Annotated in this window: 17 protein-coding genes; 14 read left to right on the plus strand and 3 right to left on the minus strand. The window is 38.0% G+C overall.

Features of this window, described 5'->3' with window-relative positions; genetic code table 11:
* Positions 1-189: 189 nt before the first annotated feature.
* Entirely contained in the window at positions 190-1209 is a 1020-nt protein-coding gene (recA, locus tag ABVT42_RS10950) for a recombinase RecA (RefSeq protein ID WP_353895752.1), read from the minus strand.
* A 1127-nt stretch (positions 1210-2336) separates the two neighbouring features.
* Between recA and map the strand changes: the two genes are divergently transcribed.
* The 7 genes from map (at position 2337) to ABVT42_RS10985 (ending at position 9196) form a co-directional block, all read left to right on the plus strand.
* Entirely contained in the window at positions 2337-3104 is a 768-nt protein-coding gene (map, locus tag ABVT42_RS10955; protein WP_353895751.1) for a type I methionyl aminopeptidase, read from the plus strand.
* Positions 3105-3147: 43 nt separating this feature from the next.
* A complete protein-coding gene (gene glnD, locus ABVT42_RS10960) occupies positions 3148-5805 on the plus strand; it encodes a [protein-PII] uridylyltransferase (RefSeq protein WP_353895750.1) in 2658 nt (885 codons plus the stop codon).
* Positions 5806-5826: 21 nt separating this feature from the next.
* Positions 5827-6648, plus strand: a complete 822-nt coding sequence (gene dapD / locus ABVT42_RS10965; RefSeq protein WP_353895749.1) for a 2,3,4,5-tetrahydropyridine-2,6-dicarboxylate N-succinyltransferase — start codon at positions 5827-5829, stop codon at positions 6646-6648.
* A 62-nt stretch (positions 6649-6710) separates the two neighbouring features.
* The gene (locus tag ABVT42_RS10970) at positions 6711-7073 is read left to right on the plus strand and encodes a Spx/MgsR family RNA polymerase-binding regulatory protein (protein ID WP_353895748.1); all 363 of its coding nucleotides are present in this window, start codon (positions 6711-6713) and stop codon (positions 7071-7073) included.
* A complete protein-coding gene (gene dapE / locus ABVT42_RS10975) occupies positions 7073-8230 on the plus strand; it encodes a succinyl-diaminopimelate desuccinylase (protein ID WP_353895747.1) in 1158 nt (385 codons plus the stop codon). The genes ABVT42_RS10970 and dapE overlap by 1 nt, the downstream gene beginning before the upstream one ends.
* A 17-nt stretch (positions 8231-8247) precedes the next feature.
* The gene (locus ABVT42_RS10980) at positions 8248-8949 is read left to right on the plus strand and encodes a M15 family metallopeptidase (protein ID WP_353895746.1); all 702 of its coding nucleotides are present in this window, start codon (positions 8248-8250) and stop codon (positions 8947-8949) included.
* Between the two features lie 106 nt (positions 8950-9055).
* Complete coding sequence (locus ABVT42_RS10985; protein WP_353895745.1) at positions 9056-9196, plus strand: DUF2897 family protein; 141 nt, start codon at positions 9056-9058, stop codon at positions 9194-9196.
* A gap of 334 nt (positions 9197-9530) precedes the next feature.
* Here ABVT42_RS10985 and ABVT42_RS10990 read toward each other — a convergent pair whose 3' ends face one another.
* Positions 9531-9902 (minus strand): response regulator, encoded by a 372-nt coding sequence (locus tag ABVT42_RS10990; protein ID WP_353895744.1) that lies wholly within the window; start codon positions 9900-9902, stop codon positions 9531-9533.
* A 203-nt stretch (positions 9903-10105) separates the two neighbouring features.
* Between ABVT42_RS10990 and ABVT42_RS10995 the strand changes: the two genes are divergently transcribed.
* From ABVT42_RS10995 to ABVT42_RS11015, 5 genes are all read left to right on the plus strand, one after another.
* Positions 10106-11356, plus strand: coding sequence for a methyltransferase (locus tag ABVT42_RS10995; RefSeq protein ID WP_353895743.1), 1251 nt, complete (start codon positions 10106-10108; stop codon positions 11354-11356).
* Between the two features lie 108 nt (positions 11357-11464).
* Positions 11465-12085 (plus strand): YajG family lipoprotein, encoded by a 621-nt coding sequence (locus tag ABVT42_RS11000; RefSeq protein WP_353895742.1) that lies wholly within the window; start codon positions 11465-11467, stop codon positions 12083-12085.
* Positions 12086-12537: 452 nt separating this feature from the next.
* Entirely contained in the window at positions 12538-13305 is a 768-nt protein-coding gene (locus ABVT42_RS11005; RefSeq protein WP_353895741.1) for a TIGR04219 family outer membrane beta-barrel protein, read from the plus strand.
* A gap of 65 nt (positions 13306-13370) precedes the next feature.
* Positions 13371-14252 carry an ABC transporter ATP-binding protein gene (locus ABVT42_RS11010; protein WP_353895740.1) on the plus strand — a complete coding sequence of 294 codons (882 nt, stop codon included), beginning with the start codon at positions 13371-13373 and terminating at the stop codon, positions 14250-14252.
* A 6-nt stretch (positions 14253-14258) separates the two neighbouring features.
* Entirely contained in the window at positions 14259-15278 is a 1020-nt protein-coding gene (locus tag ABVT42_RS11015) for an ABC transporter permease (RefSeq protein ID WP_353895739.1), read from the plus strand.
* 53 nt (positions 15279-15331) lie between these two features.
* On the opposite strand, the gene ABVT42_RS11020 is transcribed toward ABVT42_RS11015, so the two are convergent.
* Entirely contained in the window at positions 15332-16657 is a 1326-nt protein-coding gene (locus ABVT42_RS11020) for an AmpG family muropeptide MFS transporter (RefSeq protein WP_353895738.1), read from the minus strand.
* An 89-nt stretch (positions 16658-16746) separates the two neighbouring features.
* Here ABVT42_RS11020 and ABVT42_RS11025 point away from each other — a divergent pair, with 89 nt between their 5' ends.
* Both ABVT42_RS11025 and ABVT42_RS11030 read left to right on the plus strand, forming a co-directional pair.
* Positions 16747-17733, plus strand: a complete 987-nt coding sequence (locus ABVT42_RS11025; RefSeq protein ID WP_353895737.1) for a ketopantoate reductase family protein — start codon at positions 16747-16749, stop codon at positions 17731-17733.
* A gap of 118 nt (positions 17734-17851) precedes the next feature.
* Positions 17852-19594, plus strand: coding sequence for a sensor histidine kinase (locus ABVT42_RS11030; protein WP_353895736.1), 1743 nt, complete (start codon positions 17852-17854; stop codon positions 19592-19594).
* Positions 19595-19682 lie beyond the last annotated feature (88 nt).

Here is a 19682-nt window from a genome sequence, read left to right on the forward strand (position 1 = left end):
TTGATCGCGGAATGAGATTGCGCAGCCGGAACTCACCATTTAAAATGCTTCTGCGCATGATTGGCTGATAAAAAATCAATGGGGTTTTCTTTTTTCAGGGGCGACTAGGTATTATACAATAGATGCAGATAAGCCCGGCAAAATAAATTTTTACCGAGCATAGATTACTTTATTCAGAGTTGAGGTTACTTATTCTTCAACAGCTTCGCTTTGACTATGCGATTGAGGTAAAAGTTGTTCACGAATGATTCTTTCAATCTCTTCAGCGATTTCAGGATTTTCAATTAAATAGTCAGTTACTTTTGCTTTACCTTGACCAATACGATCACCGTTATAGCTATACCAAGCGCCTGCTTTATCGATAATATTTTGCTGTACACCAATATCGATAATTTCACCTAAACGAGAAGTACCTTGTCCATATAAAATTTGAAACTCGGTTTGTTTAAATGGCGGTGCGACTTTATTTTTAACTACTTTAACTCGAGTTTCATTGCCAATAATTTCTTCCCCTTGTTTGACAGCACCAATACGGCGAATATCTAAACGAACGGACGCATAAAATTTTAACGCATTTCCACCGGTAGTTGTTTCGGGGCTACCAAACATTACACCAATTTTCATTCGAATTTGATTAATAAAAATGACAGTACAGTTGGTTTTTTTTATGTTAGCCGTTAGTTTTCGCAATGCCTGCGACATTAAACGAGCTTGCAATCCCATATGTGAATCGCCCATATCGCCTTCAATCTCAGCTTTTGGGGTCAATGCAGCGACAGAGTCAATAATAACCAGATCAACGCCACCTGAACGAACTAGCATGTCACAAATTTCTAATGCTTGCTCTCCTGTATCAGGTTGTGACACCAGCAGTTCATTAAGGTTAACTCCTAATGCCTCAGCATAGATAGGGTCCAATGCATGTTCAGCATCAACAAATGCGGCCGTCCCACCTTGTTTTTGACACTCAGCTATTGCTTGCAAGGTTAGCGTTGTTTTTCCAGACGATTCCGGACCATAAATTTCAATTACACGACCTTTAGGAAATCCGCCAATACCAAGGGCAATATCTAGCCCAAGAGAGCCACTGGAAATAGTACCAATTTTTTGTGCTTGAGCCTCTCCCAAGCGCATCACGGAACCTTTACCAAATTGCCTTTCGATTTGACTCAGAGCGGCATTGAGTGCCTGTTTACGATTATCGTCCATTCTGTTCTCCACAACGTTTTGTTAATTCGGTTAAATTTTTTACTTAGATTCAAGTCGGCGGCAGCACAACAGGAATCTTCTAATGCTTAACAATACCTAGAAACTAGTCTAATGACGTTCAATTACCTTTATCAGTGTCAACCTCTAGTATCAACCTTTAGTGCCTAACACTTTTGTGTTTATAGACTTTTGCACTTTGAATTTCACACTATAAATTACGGTAGCCTAGGTCGTAGCGCCTTTAATTGTCGTATAGGCAATAGTTTCGAGTTTAATTAGCAGTTAGCGATTAATTTTTGCTCTCAAAACTGGTTAATTCAAACCAGCGTCATTGGAATTGGTCAATATCCGTTAACCACCCCAAATTACTACTTATCCTACACCTACTTATACTAGTAGGCAAGTATTTGTTTCTAAACTAACCCATATCTCATTTGACTGTTGTAAATAATAAATTCAGTATTAGTTGGTTAAGCCAAGCGAATTGCCTTTATCGACAAATTGGCGCTAATCTAGAGATAATCGCTCCATATGTAGCATTATATCGAACGATCAAGTTTCCGATACTTTTGCAGTAAAACATAATTGTTAGTTATTTGTCTGATTCACAGTACAACTTGAAAGTACGAATTTTCCCAAATAAAGATCCTTCTATACGCCCAATTTAATTGTTAATTTTTATCGGCAATTCAATTTACTAAGAGGTTTCATTAATCAATATAGATACTCTTGTGATGATTTTAACACTAGTTCACTTAATTCTGGAATGCGCCTTCCCGGCCCAGCAACTTTATATAAAACGCCGATTTAGTCGCTGGTTGTTAATATTATTTGTTTTAAAACATAGGGTTAGTCTTTAAGCAACAAATATAAATGTGACAAGCACTTACTTTTTAACCATAATCAGTTGATGGGACATTCGCTTGCTTTAAAATCGGTGAGCGCGATATATTCAATAACCCCAATTATTAATAATATCTATTTCTTTTATTTTTTTAGATAGATAGCAAATACCGCAGTATTTACTGAAAACAGCCATCACATCGTCATAGGCACGATTGGGTAGCTATTCCAATTCCCCGCAAATTCAGTAAAATACGCCAATAATTTTATTCTTGGAATGATTAATGTCAGTCAGTATTAAAAATGAAGCCCAAATTGAAAAAATGCGCGTAGCAGGCAAGCTTGCCGCTGATGTTCTGGAAATGATTACCCCTTATGTAAAAAAAGGTGTGACGACAAATGAGTTGAATGAAATTTGTCACAATTATATTGTTAATGAGCAACAAGCTATTCCTGCACCGCTTAATTACAATGGCTTTCCTAAATCAATTTGTACTTCTGTTAATCATGTCATTTGCCATGGCATTCCTTCTGATAAAAAATTAAAGGATGGCGATATTATCAACATCGATGTAACCGTGATTAAAGATGGATTCCACGGCGATACATCAAAAATGTTTTTTATTGGAAAACCTTCAGTGCTTGCCGAGAAACTATCTCAGGTTGCTCAGGAATGTTTATATATTGGTATCGACATGGTTAAACCGGGTGTTCGCTTAGGCGATATTGGCCATGCAATTGAAACTCATGCTCATCATAATCGTTTTTCAGTAGTACAAGAATATTGTGGTCATGGTATTGGTGAGATTTTTCACGAAGAGCCACAAGTTTTGCATTACGGGCGACCTGGCACAGGTGTGGTTTTACAACAAGGAATGACTTTTACGATTGAACCTATGATTAATGCCGGTAAACGTCACTCTCGTTTACTCAAGGACAACTGGACCGTAGTGACGAAAGATAAGAGTTTATCTGCACAATGGGAACACACTTTATTAGTTACCCAGAATGGCGTAGAAGTTTTAACAAAAAGACCTGACGAAAAATTTTAGCACAGGCCTAACGCACCATTCGGGTGCAATCTGATTATTCAATATGAAACCGCCAAAGCGTACGCTCTCAATTAATCGGCAATTAGCCCAAATACTAAACTTTGCAGGTAGTGATACCAAGACCGAAGAGCTGCTACCTGCACTGATTAATTACATTGAGATATCACACCAATATTTACGCACTGAATTCAAAAAAGGCTCAAATGTTCGATCACTAGTTCATTCGCGTAGTCGTCATATCGATAAATTGCTGATTGCTTTATGGCAACATTTAAATATTGATAATTCAATTGCATTAGTTGCTGTCGGTGGTTATGGGCGCGGCGAATTACATCCGCATTCCGATATTGACTTGCTTATTTTAGTGGGTCCAGAGCCAGCTCAAAGTGATATTCAAAAAATTGAGTTAATGATTTCTATCATGTGGGATTGTCACTTAAAAGTCGGTCAATCAGTAAGAACTCTGGCGCAATGTATTGAGTTGGCCCAAAATGACTTAAGTGTGGCCACCAACTTAATGGAATCCCGTTTATTAATCGGAAACCGAGCTCTGTTTAAACAACTGGTACAGCAAACTACACCAGAAAAAATGTGGGATGCTAAATCATTCTTTATTGCCAAATCAGAAGAACAAAGAGCTCGATATAAAAAATATGATGGTTCATCATTTGATTTAGAACCCAACGTAAAATCAAGTCCGGGTGGATTAAGAGATATTCACTTAATTGGCTGGATTGCGCAGCGAACTTATTATCCTAAAACGCTCTACCAGTTAATTAAGCAAAAACTCATTTCAAAAAATGAATATTATACGCTAATTAAATCGCGTCTTTTTATTTGGCGCGTGAGGTTTGCGCTACATCTTGTGAGTGACAAAGCCGAAGATCGATTATTGTTTGATTATCAAAAAAGTGCAGCCAAACTGATGGGTTATCAAGACAGCAAAGGATCGCTTGCTGTTGAAAAAATGATGAAGCGATATTATCGCTGCGTATTAATCGTCCGTAATATTTGTGATATTTTAATGCAAGTCATGGAAGAAGAGTTACTCCAAAATAAAGAAGTCAACTCAGCCATTCCGATCGATCAATATTTTCAAGTAGTTAATCAGCGAATTGATGCCATAGATACCGATCTTTTTCAAAAAGATCCAAGTCAATTATTAAAAGTTTTTCAATATGTTGCTCAAGATAATTCATTAAAAGGCATTACCGCACAAACTTTACGTGCCATTCGCAATGCGCGCCCCAAAATTAATAATTCATTTATTAATAACCCCAACAATAAACGTCTGTTTATTGAGTTCTGGCACATTCCGCACTCTTCATCACGGGCCATGTTTTTAATGAAACGTAGTGGCGTGCTGGCTGATTACTTGCGCCCTTTTCGTGATATTACCGGTCAAATGCAATACGACATGTTTCATAACTACACAGTTGATGAGCATACTTTATTTTTGTTAAAGAATCTTGCAGAGTTTGCCGATCCACATTTGAACGAAGCATTTCCAGTATGCAGCGAAATTATGCAGCGTCAAAAAAGTCCTGAAATTATTTTTATTGCTGGATTGTTTCATGATATCGCCAAAGGCAGAGGTGGTGATCATAGTGAGTTGGGCGCAATCGAGGCACGAAAATTTTGCCAAAAACATGACGTTAATCCACAACATGCCGAAAAAATCGAATGGCTTGTCGCAAATCATTTAATTATGTCGTTAACCGCGCAAAAGCGGGATATTTCCGATCCCAAAGTTATCCAAAATTTTGCCGAACTAGTGAAAACTCAGCATCATCTTGAACTGTTGTATATATTAACGGTGGCAGATATTCGTGCAACCAGCCACAGTTTATGGAATTCATGGAAGGACTCATTATTAAAGAATTTATACTTGAGTACTTCCTCTTATCTAAATCAGGAGCAACAAGAATCGGTGGAGTTCTGGCGGATTAATCGTAAACAAGCCAAAAAACGGTTATTAGAACAAACTTTACATGAAAATGATATTGAAAGTCTGTGGAGCGCATTAGATGATCAATATTTTGCTAAACATTCCGTAGAAGCAATCACTTGGCGCAGTAAAAAAATTATTACTGAGAAAGGTGATGATAATATTGTCGTCGGTATTCGTTCAACACTTCAAAAAAGTGGTAGTGAAATTTTTGTCTACAGTAAAGATCGAGATAATCTATTTGCTGCACTAGCAGTTACCCTTAACCAACAAGGTCTAAGTATTCAGGCAGCAAGTATTTATACCGATAGAAGTGGTTATTGTTACGACAGTTTTATCGTTCTCGACAGTGATGGCAAAGCACTTGCCAATCAATACATCAAGATGCAGGTTAAGCAGGCTATAATCGAAAACATCCTTAACATCGATCATTTAGAATTATCTGTTCAGCGACGTATGCCTCGCCAATTTAAATATTTTTCAATTCCAACCAAAGTCGAATTTTTTGAAGACGAGTACACCGGTTTTACGCGAATGGAGTTAATTACTCGCGACCAACCTGGTTTACTTGCTGCGGTTGGTAAAGCATTTATTCAAACAAACACCCGTTTGCATGATGCCCGAATTACAACATTGGGCGAAAAAGTTGAAGATACATTTATTATTAGTAATCGTAATAACACACCAATTACCAATTGTCAGCAACAAGAAGAAATTCGCCTGGAAATTAAAAACCAATTAAACATTAATTAAGTAACTAAGGAATAACCAGTAATGAACCATCTGATTCAGATTATTGAAGCAGCTTTCGAGCAAAGAGCTGAAATTACCCCGAGCACCGTTTCAGACGAAATCGCTAACGCAGTAAAAGAAACACTTAGCCTGCTTGATAGTGGCCAATTGCGTGTTGCCGAGCCAACTGCATCAGGCTGGCAGGTCAATGAGTGGGCCAAAAAAGCGGTATTATTATCATTCCGTATTTTAAACAATGAAGTGGTTGATGCTGGCCACACACGTTTTTTTGATAAGGTTCCTTTAAAATATGCAACAACCTCACAAGCCGAATTTGAAAAAATGGGCGTACGTGTTGTCCCACAAGCGGTCGTTCGTAATGGCTGTTATGTTGCGCCTAATGTTGTACTAATGCCGAGTTATACTAATATTGGTGCGTATATTGACGAAGGTACCATGGTTGATACTTGGGCAACCGTAGGCTCTTGTGCACAAATCGGAAAAAATGTTCATTTATCGGGTGGTGTCGGTATCGGCGGTGTTTTAGAACCTTTGCAAGCCAGCCCAACAATTATCGAAGACGACTGCTTTATCGGCGCGCGTAGTGAAATTGTTGAGGGTGTTATTGTTGAAAAAGGCAGCGTTATTTCAATGGGCGTATTCATTGGCCAAAGTACACGAATTTTTAATCGTGAAACCGGTGAAATTACATATGGCCGAGTACCGGCAGGTTCGGTGGTTGTTCCTGGCAGCTTACCATCAGAAGATGGTCGGTATAGTCTAGCTTGCGCGGTTATTGTAAAGCAGGTCGATGAAAAAACTCGTTCAAAAACCTCCGTGAATGAGCTATTACGATTAGCCTAATTTAAATCGATGGCCTAAAAATTAAATGCCACTGCTCAGTAATAATTACTAAGAGGGTTTCTATGAGTCAAGTTGAAGTTTACGGCATAAAAAACTGTGACACCGTAAAAAAAGCGTTAACCTGGTTAACAGCGAACCAGATTGAGTTTGAATTTCATGATTTTAAAAAGGAAATTCCAAACGCTGAATTAATCCAACTCTGGTTAGAGTTAATCGGCCAGGAAACTTTGATTAATCGTCGAGGAACAACTTGGCGCAACCTGAATGACTCACAGAAGTCCTTGACCGATACAGATTCATTAATTGATTTAATTATGCAAAATACATCATTAATCAAACGCCCTGTATTAAAATATCATGGTAACTGGACAGTGGGATTTAAAGCCGAAACCTGGCAAACCTATTTTGGAAAAAAGCAAAATTAATGACTGATTTAACAACACACTTACCTTCGTTAGAGGCAACGACTCTTGATATTGCCAAAAACCTGATTGCCCGCGAATCGGTTACACCTGCTGATGCCGGTTGCCAGAGTTTTATGGCTGATTACTTGAGTTTATGTGGTTTTACCACCGAGCACTTAGATTTTGGTGACACGCAAAATATCTGGTCAGTGCGTGGACAACAGTCCCCCTGTCTGGTTTTTGCTGGGCATACCGATGTCGTGCCACCAGGCAATTTAAGCAATTGGCAAACCAATCCGTTTGATCCTGTTGAGAAAGATGGTTATTTATATGGCCGTGGAGCAGCCGATATGAAAGGCTCGCTTGCTGCAATGTTAACCGCCACCAGTCGTTTTGTTAGTGATTTTCCAGAACATCGCGGCAGTATTGCCTTTTTAATCACCAGTGATGAAGAAGGCCCATTTATAAATGGCACGGTTAAAGTCGTCGAAACACTAATGCAACGCAAGCAAGTAATTGATTATGCTATCGTTGGTGAGCCCTCTTCGACCCAAACACTGGGTGATGTGATTAAAATTGGCCGTCGAGGCTCATTAACCGGCTATGTTATTCTAAAAGGAATTCAAGGACATGTGGCTTATCCGCACTTAGCAGATAATGCGATTCATCGCGCCAGTCATTTTATAAGTAAATTGGTTAACATTCACTGGGATCATGGTAATGAACATTTTCCACCGACCAGTTTACAAGTAACCAATGTCAGTGCTGGAGAAGCCAGTAATATTATTCCCGGTGAAATTGCCATCGAATTTAACCTGCGCTACTCAACTGAGCAAACACACCAAAAAATACAGCAGACTATCGAGCAAGTATTAAACCAGTTTGCCGACAATTATGAACTAAACTGGAAACTCAATGGTGAACCCTTTTTAACTCAGTCACACGATTTAATCGATGCTGTTTCACAAGCAATCGAGCAAGTAAATGGCATTAAAACTAGCCCCGAAACCTCGGGAGGTACTTCAGATGGTCGTTTTATTGCTAAAACCGGCGCACAAATTGTTGAATTGGGGCCTGTTAATAAAACCATTCATCAAGTTAATGAATGCGTTAAAATTAGTGAACTGGAGCAACTAAGTGACATGTATTACCAAACCATGAAAAAACTATTAGCCTAATATCAACATCTTATATTATGCATCCGTCTATCAGTTGGCAAAATTCCATTGGTATTGTTGAGAATCACCTCAGTGAATTTATTGATATAACTGGTGTAAAGTATCAGATTAATCGGCAGGTACATGAAGATTTGCAAGCGCTTTTATCTGCCGCAAAACAAGCCGGGATAGAAATTGCAGTTGTCAGTGCTTATCGTAGTTTTAGTCGCCAGCTTCAGATATGGAACAACAAATGGATAGGTAAGTCACAGCTACTAGATAGGAACGCCCAGCCCCTTGAGTTTAGCCAACTTGATGATGAGCAAAAATTTAAAGCCATTTGCCATTGGTCAGCTATTCCCGGTCTAAGTCGACATCATTGGGGAACTGATTTTGACATTTTTAATGCGCAAGCCATTAATAAAGGTTATCAAGTTAGATTAATCCCCGAAGAATTCGGCTCTCTTGGTCCCTGCACGCATTTAGCCAATTGGTTAGATAATAATCTTGAAAATTTTCAATTTTTTAGGCCATATCGAATTTATCAACAAGGTGTCGCAGCTGAACCTTGGCATATATCACACATTCAATGTTCTCACCAATTTCGCCAATACTTTAATAAAAAACAATATTTGAATTTTATTGATACCATTAAACTGGAAGGCAAAGCAATTATTCAACAACAACTAGACCATTATTTATGCCAATACTTTGATAATATTTGCTTACCGCAACCATAACCGGCTCAATAATTATACATAACTTTGATAAATGCAGTAGGTTTTTAGATCAACTAGCATTAAAATTAGGCGAAAAACCACAAACTAAGCACCAGCGAGGCACAAAATGACAAAAGCCATTATCATTATTGTATTAGTCTTTATTTTTATTATCGGCGGAATGGTTACGTTGCTTAAAAATGCTAAACAAAAATTTCCAGATACTTATGATAAATCAAAAACTGGCTTCGATGATGAAGATGAATGAAAACAGAATAAATAAAATAAATCAATGAAGAAAATTATCAATATTTAAATGAGAAGCAATTATTTTTTTCAAAATTAAAAACTAGTAAAAACACAAAGTATAAAATTTTTTAAAGCGTATTTTTTAACTGACTTTTTAAACTCACTTTCTTAAAATCAGCCAAATCCTACCAGACTATCTATTGAGCAAATTTAAGCTAACAAAATAGATACTATTATCCCGTCCCAAAGATAACCTTGCGAATACGGGAGATGATGAGTTACACGAACACAATTGAAAAGCAGGATAATCAGTTCAATAAAAACTTTAAACTTAACAACTCAATAATTTAAGTTTAGTTTTCACTTTCAGCCAGTTTAAGGGCGCATCGAAACGCCGACTTGTTAACCGGCTTATGAATGACCATACGCATTCCAGCCGCAATAAACTCCTCCTCTGCTTCTTGCGAAGTATTGGCGGTAATGGCCACAATGGCAGGTTTATGAGTGTGATTTTGCAGAATATCTTTAGCCGCTTTTAATCCGTCTACTTCGGGCATTTGAATATCCATAAAAACTAAATCGAAATTATGTTGAGTACATAACTCAGTGGCTTCCCGACCATTGACCGCAGTCGAAATTGAGTCTTGTGGTATACCCAAAGCTTTTAGGTAGGCACAGGCAACTCTCAAGTTGATTTCATTATCATCAGCAACTAACAGGCGCATATTATTACACTTCTAAATAAACTAAAATCATATCCAGAATCATTTATCCGTTAACGCGAGGATAACTTAAACATACAACCCTACTGTTAACTCCATATTTCACAATAAGCATAGACAAGTTTCTTTAAAATCACAGGGATATACCTAATTTTTATTTAGGAATATCGTATAATTGAACAATAAATTCTCAATTTTTATTAAAAATGCAATTTTTAAATCAATTACCATCACAATATCGCCTTGAGCGGTTTCCAAAATCTCGCGATCCATCACTGCGCGCTTATAATGCCGCGGATGAATTAGTGGTACAACACCTCAACGAACTCTCGGTCCCTTACTCAGCCAACACACTGATAATCAATGATCAGTTTGGTGCACTGGCGGTCAGTTTACACCAATATAAACTCACTTATTGGGTTGACTCTTACTTATCTGATCGTGCTATTGAACTAAATTTACTCAATAATTTATCCAGTTGTAAAAACATTTCGAACTGGCGGATAAATTCTACCACAGCTCACCTTAAAAGTGTTGCCTCGATTGAATCTAATGCCATTGAATCATTCAGTAAAAGTGAAGAATCTAAAAAAAGTTATGAAAGTGAGTGTCAAAAGACAACCAATAACAGTCAAACTTTTGATCTGGTCATTATTCGCATCCCCAAACATAATAGCTTGCTCGAGTTTCAGCTTCATCAACTTAAGCCTTACATCAATACGCGGACCATCATCATTGGTACAGGCATGACAAAAGAAATTCATAATAGTAATTTAAAATTATTTGAAACAATTATTGGTCCAACAAAAACTTCATTAGCGACCAAAAAAGCACGCTTAATTTTTTCTGAATATCAACCGGGTAAGTTATCTTATAATCCACTAAAAAGTTATTATCTAACTGAAGAAGAACTGACCATTTTTGGCTTACCTGGTGTTTTTTCGCGCAACCAATTAGATATTGGTACTAAAGTTTTATTACCATATTTACCTCAACTTTCCAAAAGTGATCGATTACTCGACTTGGGTTGTGGTAATGGGGTTTTAGGCGCAGTCATGGCAAAGCGTTTTCCTCAGGCAGAAATTTTGCTAACCGATGAATCAGCATTAGCCATTCAATCTGCAGAATTAACCTTTACTAAAAATCAGCTCACCAACGGATTATTTTTTCATACTAATATCACCGATAAAATTGCTAATCAAAGGGTAACCCACGTTGTATGTAATCCTCCTTTTCATCAACAAAATGTGCAGACCCTGACTATTGCACAAAATATGTTTCAATCGGCAGCACAAATTTTATCGGCAGATGGAAAACTGTTAGTCGTAGCCAATCGTCACTTAAAATATCAGCCAATGCTCTGCAAATACTTTAAGCAAGTTAAAATTTTATCAGCTGATCGTCAGTTTTCTGTATGGCTGGCTCAACAGCCAAAATTTAAACCAAAATCGGGGTAATACTGATAAGAGTTTCACTTACCTAGCATAATTGATAGACTGCTTACTCATTGACTACTAAGCCCCCCTTAGTGTCGAAAACTATTCTTGTCTTGCCAAGAATTATTCATGTCCAAAATTATTTTTAATTTGGGGGTAAAAATGTTAAGTAAACTTACCAGCTATTTTTTAATGATCACTTGCCTTGCCGCTGTCAGTGCTTGTACACCGGCTAAATTTCGCTATCGAATCGATCCGGAAATTACTCAAGCACAATCACTAGCCGCTAAAGCGCAAACTATTGCAGTTCAAGTAACCGATTTGCGTTCCAACAATTACCCAACCCAAAACAATAAAATCACTTTAATTAGTGGTCCAGTTGATGAAGCCGCGCAACTAAAAGCACAGATAATAGACAATCTTACTCGAAGTCAATTTCGTATTATTAGCAACCCATTGTTAGCCGATCTGAACGTTGAGCTACAAATAGAAACATTACAAGCAGCAGTGAATCAATCCATGCTTAAATCGACTATCAAGGTCGATAGCCACATTCGACTAATTGCTAGCAAACAAGGAAATAAGATTGAAAAACTATTTCGCACAACGCGAGAGCAAGATGTTGCCAACCCGGTTAAAGAACTTGATGTTACGGGTGTCGTCAATCAGTTGTTGAGTCAACAGTTAACCAGTATATTTAACGAACCAGCCTTACTTAACCTAGCTGCAACTGCATCAGAATACGATTAACTTGTGACAAAATTGTAACCACAATAAGAAAAACACGCTGGCGATTAAGTCATTGCTATTAAATTGCGTTTGGTGATATTTGATTTATGATTAGCACCTAAATTGAAGTTCATAAATTGTTTATCCGGTTTTAAACACAACCGTTAACTAACCTCCAGATAAACAATCGTCAGCGTATACATGAATTAGATTGACTTAATTAATTGACAATAAAGCGTTAAAATAAACAGCCAGTTTAGACTTGTTGTGATCGAAAAAGTTACCAAACAACCAGCAGGTTAATTAGTAAAATTGCCAATTTAGTGGTCATTAACCCATTTAAAATATCGCAAATAGAGTGAAAAACATCTTTAAATAAGCCTATTCTGTGAATTAAATCTCCCTTTTTCACGACACTTAGTCCATAATTAGTGTCCATAATTAATGCGTTTTTACAACAGAGAGAAAAAATTATGAAAAAACTCCTTAGCGCTTTAACTGTTGCGAGCATCTGTCTGATTCCTGTTGCGAAAGCAGATATCGTTGGGTTTGAAGTTGGAGGTTACCAATGGAAACCCGATTATGAAGGAACATTAGCTGTCGACTCTAACCTCCTGAGTGGAACCAACATCGATATTCAGGATGATTTAGGTTTTAAAGATGACTCTCACAATATTTTCTGGGTATCACTTGAGCATCCTGTTCCTCTGTTGCCAAATGTTAAAATTGTGTCTTCCGACTTGGGGTCAAGCGCGAATTCATCACTAAGTCGCGAAATTATCTTTAATGGCCAAACTTACAACGTCAGTGAAGATGTAGCGACAGCGGTAGATATGAGTAATACCGAGTACACTTTTTATTATGAAATATTAGATAACTGGGTAAATCTTGATTTAGGTTTAACTTTGCGTCAATACGATGGCAAAGTTGAATTAAAAACGCCAGAGACAGGAAGTAACATCAGCGAGATGGAAGATGTCGACTTTACCATTCCATTATTATATGGCAAAGCAAGATTTGATTTACCACTTTCTGGTTTTTTTGTTGATGGCGAAGTCAACATAGTCAGTTACGACGGTGACTCAATTTCAGATATGATGATTGGTGTTGGCTATGAAAGTACGGTTGGTTTTGGTGCCAAGCTCGGTTATCGCACATTTGAACTTGATGTAGAAGATGACGACTTAACTGCTGACCTGGAATTTTCAGGTACTTATTTTAGTGCGTTCTTCCACTTTTAATTGACTATTCCTTTTGTCATTAAATTAACCTTTTCTTTTTTGAGGTCAGCCATTAGAATGCGCTAATGGCTGACATACTTCAAATTAAAAACCTGTGTAAATCATTTTCAGGTTTTCACGCAGTAAACAATATTAGTTTTAATATTCCTCAAGGTAAATGTTTTGGATTGCTGGGCCCAAATGGCGCAGGCAAAACCACAACAATTGAAATGATGGAGGGTATTTTAAAACCATCAAGTGGACAAATATTATTCAACGGTGCCCCCATTGAAAAAAATTACTACCAAAAAATTGGTATCCAGTTTCAACATACTGCCATTCAGGATTATTTAACCGTCAAAGAGACTTTAGCTCTATTTACAAAGTTTTATGACCATTGTTTACCTGAGTCCGAAGTTATTAAAATTTGTGCACTGGCTGACATTGCAGATCAAGATACACGCCAATTGTCGGGTGGACAACGACAAAGATTATTGCTGGCATTAGCAATATTAAATGATCCACAAATTATTTTCTTAGATGAACCTACAACGGGGCTCGATCCTCAATCACGGCGTAATTTCTGGCAGCTTATCAATAATATCAAAGCTCAAAACAAAACAGTTATTCTGACCACCCACTATATGGATGAGGCTGAATCATTGTGTGATGACATCGTCATTATTGATCGAGGAAAAATTATTGAGCAAGGCTCGCCAAATCAACTATTAAAAGCACATTTTCACGGTACTATCGTTTGTCTTCCCATTGAACAACAAGCACAACTGGCCAAAACAGAATTAAATTTTCAAATAACCAACCATTTACTGGAAATCGAAACTCAGGACATTGAACAAACAATTAAAATCTTGTTAGCCAATCAAGTTTCAATCGATGGCCTCCAAGTCAGACACCCAAATCTTGAAGATTTATTTATCAAACTTACTGGTCATGCCCTCAGGAATTAATACCCAATGCGCCGATTTTTAGCTATTTTAACCGCTCGCAATCTGGAGTTTTTTCGTGATCGTGCAGCCCTTTCCTGGAACTTTTTATTCCCGATTTTATTACTTTTTGGATTCGCATTTGTTTTTAATGGCGATGGCAACCCTTTATATAAAGTCGGCTTAGTGATTAATCCTCAACAAAATTCCGCTGAAGACTTGAATAATACATTTACCCAATTGAAACATTTCGAATTTGTTACTTACAACGAAATGACTAAAGGGATTTTAAAAGTTGATCAACATAAAATTGACTTACTTGTCGACTTTACTGCGCATCAATACTGGTTAAATGAAACCTCAGCCAAAGGCTACATTGTTGAACAACTTTTATTGGCATCATTTCCAGCTATGCAACAATCAACAACCAACGGTCGGGCAATTCGTTATCTTGATTGGGTAATGCCCGGAATACTAGGAATGAATATGATGTTTAGTTGTTTATTTGGTGTCGGCTATGTCATCGTACGCTACCGCAAGAACGGGGTTTTAAAACGCTTTCAAGCCACACCACTGTCGGCATTTGAATTTTTATCAGGACAAATCGTTTCCCGACTGTTGATTGTTTTGATGACCACGTTAATTTTGTTTTTCGGCAGTAATCTACTGTTAGACTTTTATATTCTTGGTTCATTGTTGGATTTGTTCATTATTGCGGCCGCAGGCGCATCGAGCATGATTGCACTGAGTTTGCTCATTGCCTCGCGAGCAAATAGTGAAGAGTTAACGGGAGGCATGTTAAATATAACCTCTTGGCCAATGATGTTTTTATCTGGTGTATGGTTTTCGCTCGAAGGCTCACCAAGCTATGTTCAACAATTTGCGCAAATTTTTCCACTCACTCACCTGTTAGATGCAGCACGAGCCATTATGACCGATGGGGCCAGTTTAATTGATGTAATGCCCAATTTGCTCACTTTAATTGGTATGACGATTGGTTTCACACTATTGGGTAGCTTTCTATTTAATTGGGGGTCAGAACGCAGTTAAAAATATAAGTTTACGGAAAACCTCTCATATCCATCAATCATTTGTAAGCTTGTTTATTGCTCAGTTGTTTTAGGGTTCCATGGCGCTACTTTCATTAATAGCAGCATTCCCGGTATAGCGCAGGCAAAACAAATCAGAAAAAACCAGGTATATCCGACTGACTGGATGATAAACCCGGTTGAAACTGTCGCAAAAGTTCGAGGTACTGCCGCCAGGCTGCTTAATAACGCAAACTGTGTTGCGGTAAATTGCTTACTAGTCAATTCAGACATAAAGGCTAAAATACCAACAGTTCCCAGTCCAACGCCCAGATATTCAAAACTCACCGCAACAAATAACAAGCCAAGATGATTGCCAAAATAAGCCAATACTGCATACCCAAGGATACTGATGATCTGAAATACGCCAAAAATCCATAATGCCCGATTTGTCCCATACTTGGTTAAAATGATTCCACCAAGGAATGTACCAAAAATCGCGGCCCATAATTTAGAAATTTTAGCCACCGACCCGATTTCACTGCCTGAAAATCCCAGATCAAAAAAGAAAGGAGTCTCCAGCGCGGTTGCCATATTGTCACCCAACTTATAAAGCACCAAAAATAACAACACCAGTAATGCCTTTTGCCAGCCATCTCGATTAAAAAATTCTTTAAAAGGTTCGACAACTGCTTCCTTCATAGTTAATGGTTGAATCTGTGTCGCTTTTAATTCATCAATAATCAAGGTTGTCATTAACCCAACAAATAAGAAAATAACCACCGTGCCCAATGCCCACTCCCACGACACTAGATCGGCAATAATTAACGATAATCCCCCAGGCACTAATGAAGAAAATTTATACGCATTAGTAAAAAAGGAAGAGCCCATCCCCATTTCGGTGTCATTGAGTAGCTCTCGCCTGTATGCATCCAGCACAATATCCTGACTGGCGCTAAAAAAGCTGATGATGCCTACAACCGCCGCAATCAACCCGATGTCAGTTAATGGATTTAAACCAATTAAAACCGCAGTAAAAATAATTAGTGGTAGTTGAGTAATTAACATCCATCCTCGCCGTTTACCCAAAAATGGAGGCCGAAATCGTTCCATTAATGGCGACCAGAGAAATTTCCAGTTATAGGAAAAAGACACAATAGCAAATAATCCAATGACGGATAAATCGATACCATTTTGACGTAACCAGCCGGGAATCAACTGAAAAGTCAGATAAAGCGGCAAACCCGATGCAAATCCGGTAAATAGACAAACAATCATTTTTTTATTAAAAATAACGTCCTTTAAGCTCTGCTTTTTTGTAGCATCTAACTGCGTATCAGATTGACGGGGAGACTTCGTATCAACTTGAGGTGATGAATTAGGACTTTCAGAACTTTGCAAATGACTCTTCCTACAGATTGGTTTGATTTACACTTTTATATTAGATTAAACTGGCGGCTAACCCATTCAATTTAAATGAGATAATTGATTTGTGCAAGTATCATCGGCAATTCAGCATTATTGGTGCGGGAGCAATTGGACATTTATGGGCCTGTAGCTTTCAACGCCAAAAATTTCCTTATCGACTGTATACAAGGCACCAGCAGACTCCGACTTCAATTGAGTTTTTATCACCCCAAATAAAATGGCAAAGTACAATAACCTATACGCCTTTATGCCAATGGCAAACTGCTGATGTACTGCTAATCTGTGTCAAAGCCCAGCAGTTAACATCGTTGTGTGAGCAACTTCATCATCACCTGAACCAACCAAATCAAGCAAGCCAATCTTCTAATGATTCAACTCTGCCAGGCTTTACCAAAGAAAGTCGGGCTTTTAAGCGCCCTACTTATCCGGCTATCATTCTAATGATGAATGGCCTTGGTTTGACTGATATTGTACAGCACTATCTGCCAGGCGCTCCAGTTGTTCATGCGGCAGTGACTCATGGCGTGAAACGGCTCAAAAACCAATTAATTTATACCGGTTCTGGGCAAACTTTATTGGGAGAAATGAGTCATCAAAATCTAAAAGCCAAATTTGCCCCCATTATTGCGCCGCTCAACCAGGCCTTACCAGAAGTAATCTGGAATGAAAAACATGAGACAACTTTGTATCTCAAACTAATTACCAATGCAATTATTAACCCTGTAACTGCGTTATTACAGTGTAAAAATGGACAAATACTTAACAATAATCAACTTATTCCCACTGCGAATGCGCTATTAGAGGAACTATTTCCGTTGCTTGAAAAACTCATTCCGCAATTTGATCCAGCTGAAATTCGTCAAAATATCATTCGTGTAGCAAAGGCAACTGCTGAAAATTCTTCTTCAATGAAAGAAGATGTTTTAAAAAAACGTACAACAGAAATTGATTTTATTAATGGTCACTTGCTAAAGCTGGCTAAAAAACACGCTATTAACTTGCCCAAAAATCATCAAATAATTCAGCAAATCAAGCGGTTAGCACACTGACTTGTGAAACTGATTCACAATTTGAACGATAAAATCGGTACAATTCACATTCTTTTGGTATTCTTAATTAAGTAAAAAACTAACTTTGTTAAAGTCTGACCAAAGGTGAAGCAAATTCATGAATCCTGCCGCAAAATCTGCAATCAGTATTATTTTTATCGGCTCTATTTTTACTTTTTTGCTTTATTGGACACAGTTAATCAGTCCAGTCCCTCCTGAGCAAGATCTCAACCAAGCCTTGGATAAAGCCAAAGCGATCGAAACCCAGTTGACCAACAAACTGCAGACAAATAACAATGCCCTTGAAACGCTTACTTATAACAGCTACTGGCAAAATGCCCCGGTATCTGAATGGAATTTTTGGTTAGAAGCACAAAAACCACTGTTTTATGCCGCAGGTTTTTCGCTAATTGGCGTTCACACTCTGGCTAATGATACGGTTTACTTTGAAAAAGCTTCATTACCCGGGCAGTATGCAGAGCTCAAAAAACCCTTGGCACATTTATACAAAACACAAGCCTTAGTGAACGTATTACAACAATTCAGAAGTGAATTGGTGATTATTACACTTGCGCCAATCAAATCAGTTAAAGGTGAAATGCTTGGCGCCTTAATTGGTATTGAATCAATTTCACCAACTTATTTAAAACAAATCGCCCAACAATATCAGGTACCAGTTGCAGTTGTCAGTGGTGACGATGTTCATTTATCGAGCGATAATCATATCGAGTCGGTTTTTGACTACCACACAACGACTATTGGATGGCCCAAGTCAATTCAATCCTCGTTGTGGTCAATGGTATTAGTGATGAGCTCACCGCCCTTCCACAGGCTGCCATTGTTGTCGATCATTATTGGTATCTTGCTGACAGCCTTACTGCTCATCATGATACTTAAACAACTAGCGGTTTCTCGACGAGCAACTCGATTACTGAAAGATACCATTGACTTGCAGTTACCGGTATCAGAACAAATTAGTCGTTTAACCACCTTACAACGAATAAATAAAGATGCCGATATTAACCAGGTAGCTCAAGCGGTTATTGCCAGAGTTGAACAACTATTAACCGAGAAGAAATCGCTCAATCTCGAAGTTAAACGGCTTAAAGAGAGTGAACGTCAGTTAAACAGCAAAATTACTCACTTAAAAACAGAAAGAGATACTGCTTTCGCTGCCCCTAAATTGAAATCAGAATTTCTTTCGCGAATGGGCGATGAAATTACCACGCCGATGAAGTCAGTTGTCAGCATGCTAAAGCTATTGTCTGAATATCAATTTGATGCGGAACCAAAGCAATTACTCAATATTGCCAAACGTTCAACTCGTACATTGGTTGATAATTTAAATAATATTCTCGACTTTTCAAAATTGGATGCAGGTATGTTGAAACTTTCAAAATCGACATTCAGGATTCGAGAGTTAGTTGATGACTTATCATCAGAGCTATCGCACTATGCTAATGATAAAGGACTGTCACTTCAAGCAAGTACCGATCCGCAAGTGCCTGCGGAGATTAACGCAGATGCATTCAGAATAAAGCAAATTTTGCGCAACTTGTTAGGTAATGCGATTCGCTTTACCAAACAAGGAGAAGTTTCTTTGTATGCTGATATCATTGAAACCGATAACAGAAAAATGTTGCGCTTTACGGTAAAAGATACGGGGGTTGGAATCCCTCAAGAAGCCCAGAAAGATCTATTTAAATCACTGGAACAAGCAACCAAATTGACCAATAGCAGTTTCGCCGGTCGATTAAGGCTGATTGTATCGCATCATTTAACCGAGCTAATGGGCGGCGAAATTGGTGTTATTAGTGAGTCAGGCAAAGGCAGTCAATTTTGGTTTACTGTTGCTATTTAACTCAATGCGAGCGAAACAAATCTATAGATCTATTCAAATATCGAATACCTGCCATACACTAACAATCTAGCGTTTGGGGCAGAGCTTA

It is taken from the genome of Aliikangiella maris (assembly GCF_040719265.1).
GTDB classification, from domain to species: Bacteria; Pseudomonadota; Gammaproteobacteria; order Enterobacterales; family Kangiellaceae; genus Aliikangiella; species Aliikangiella maris.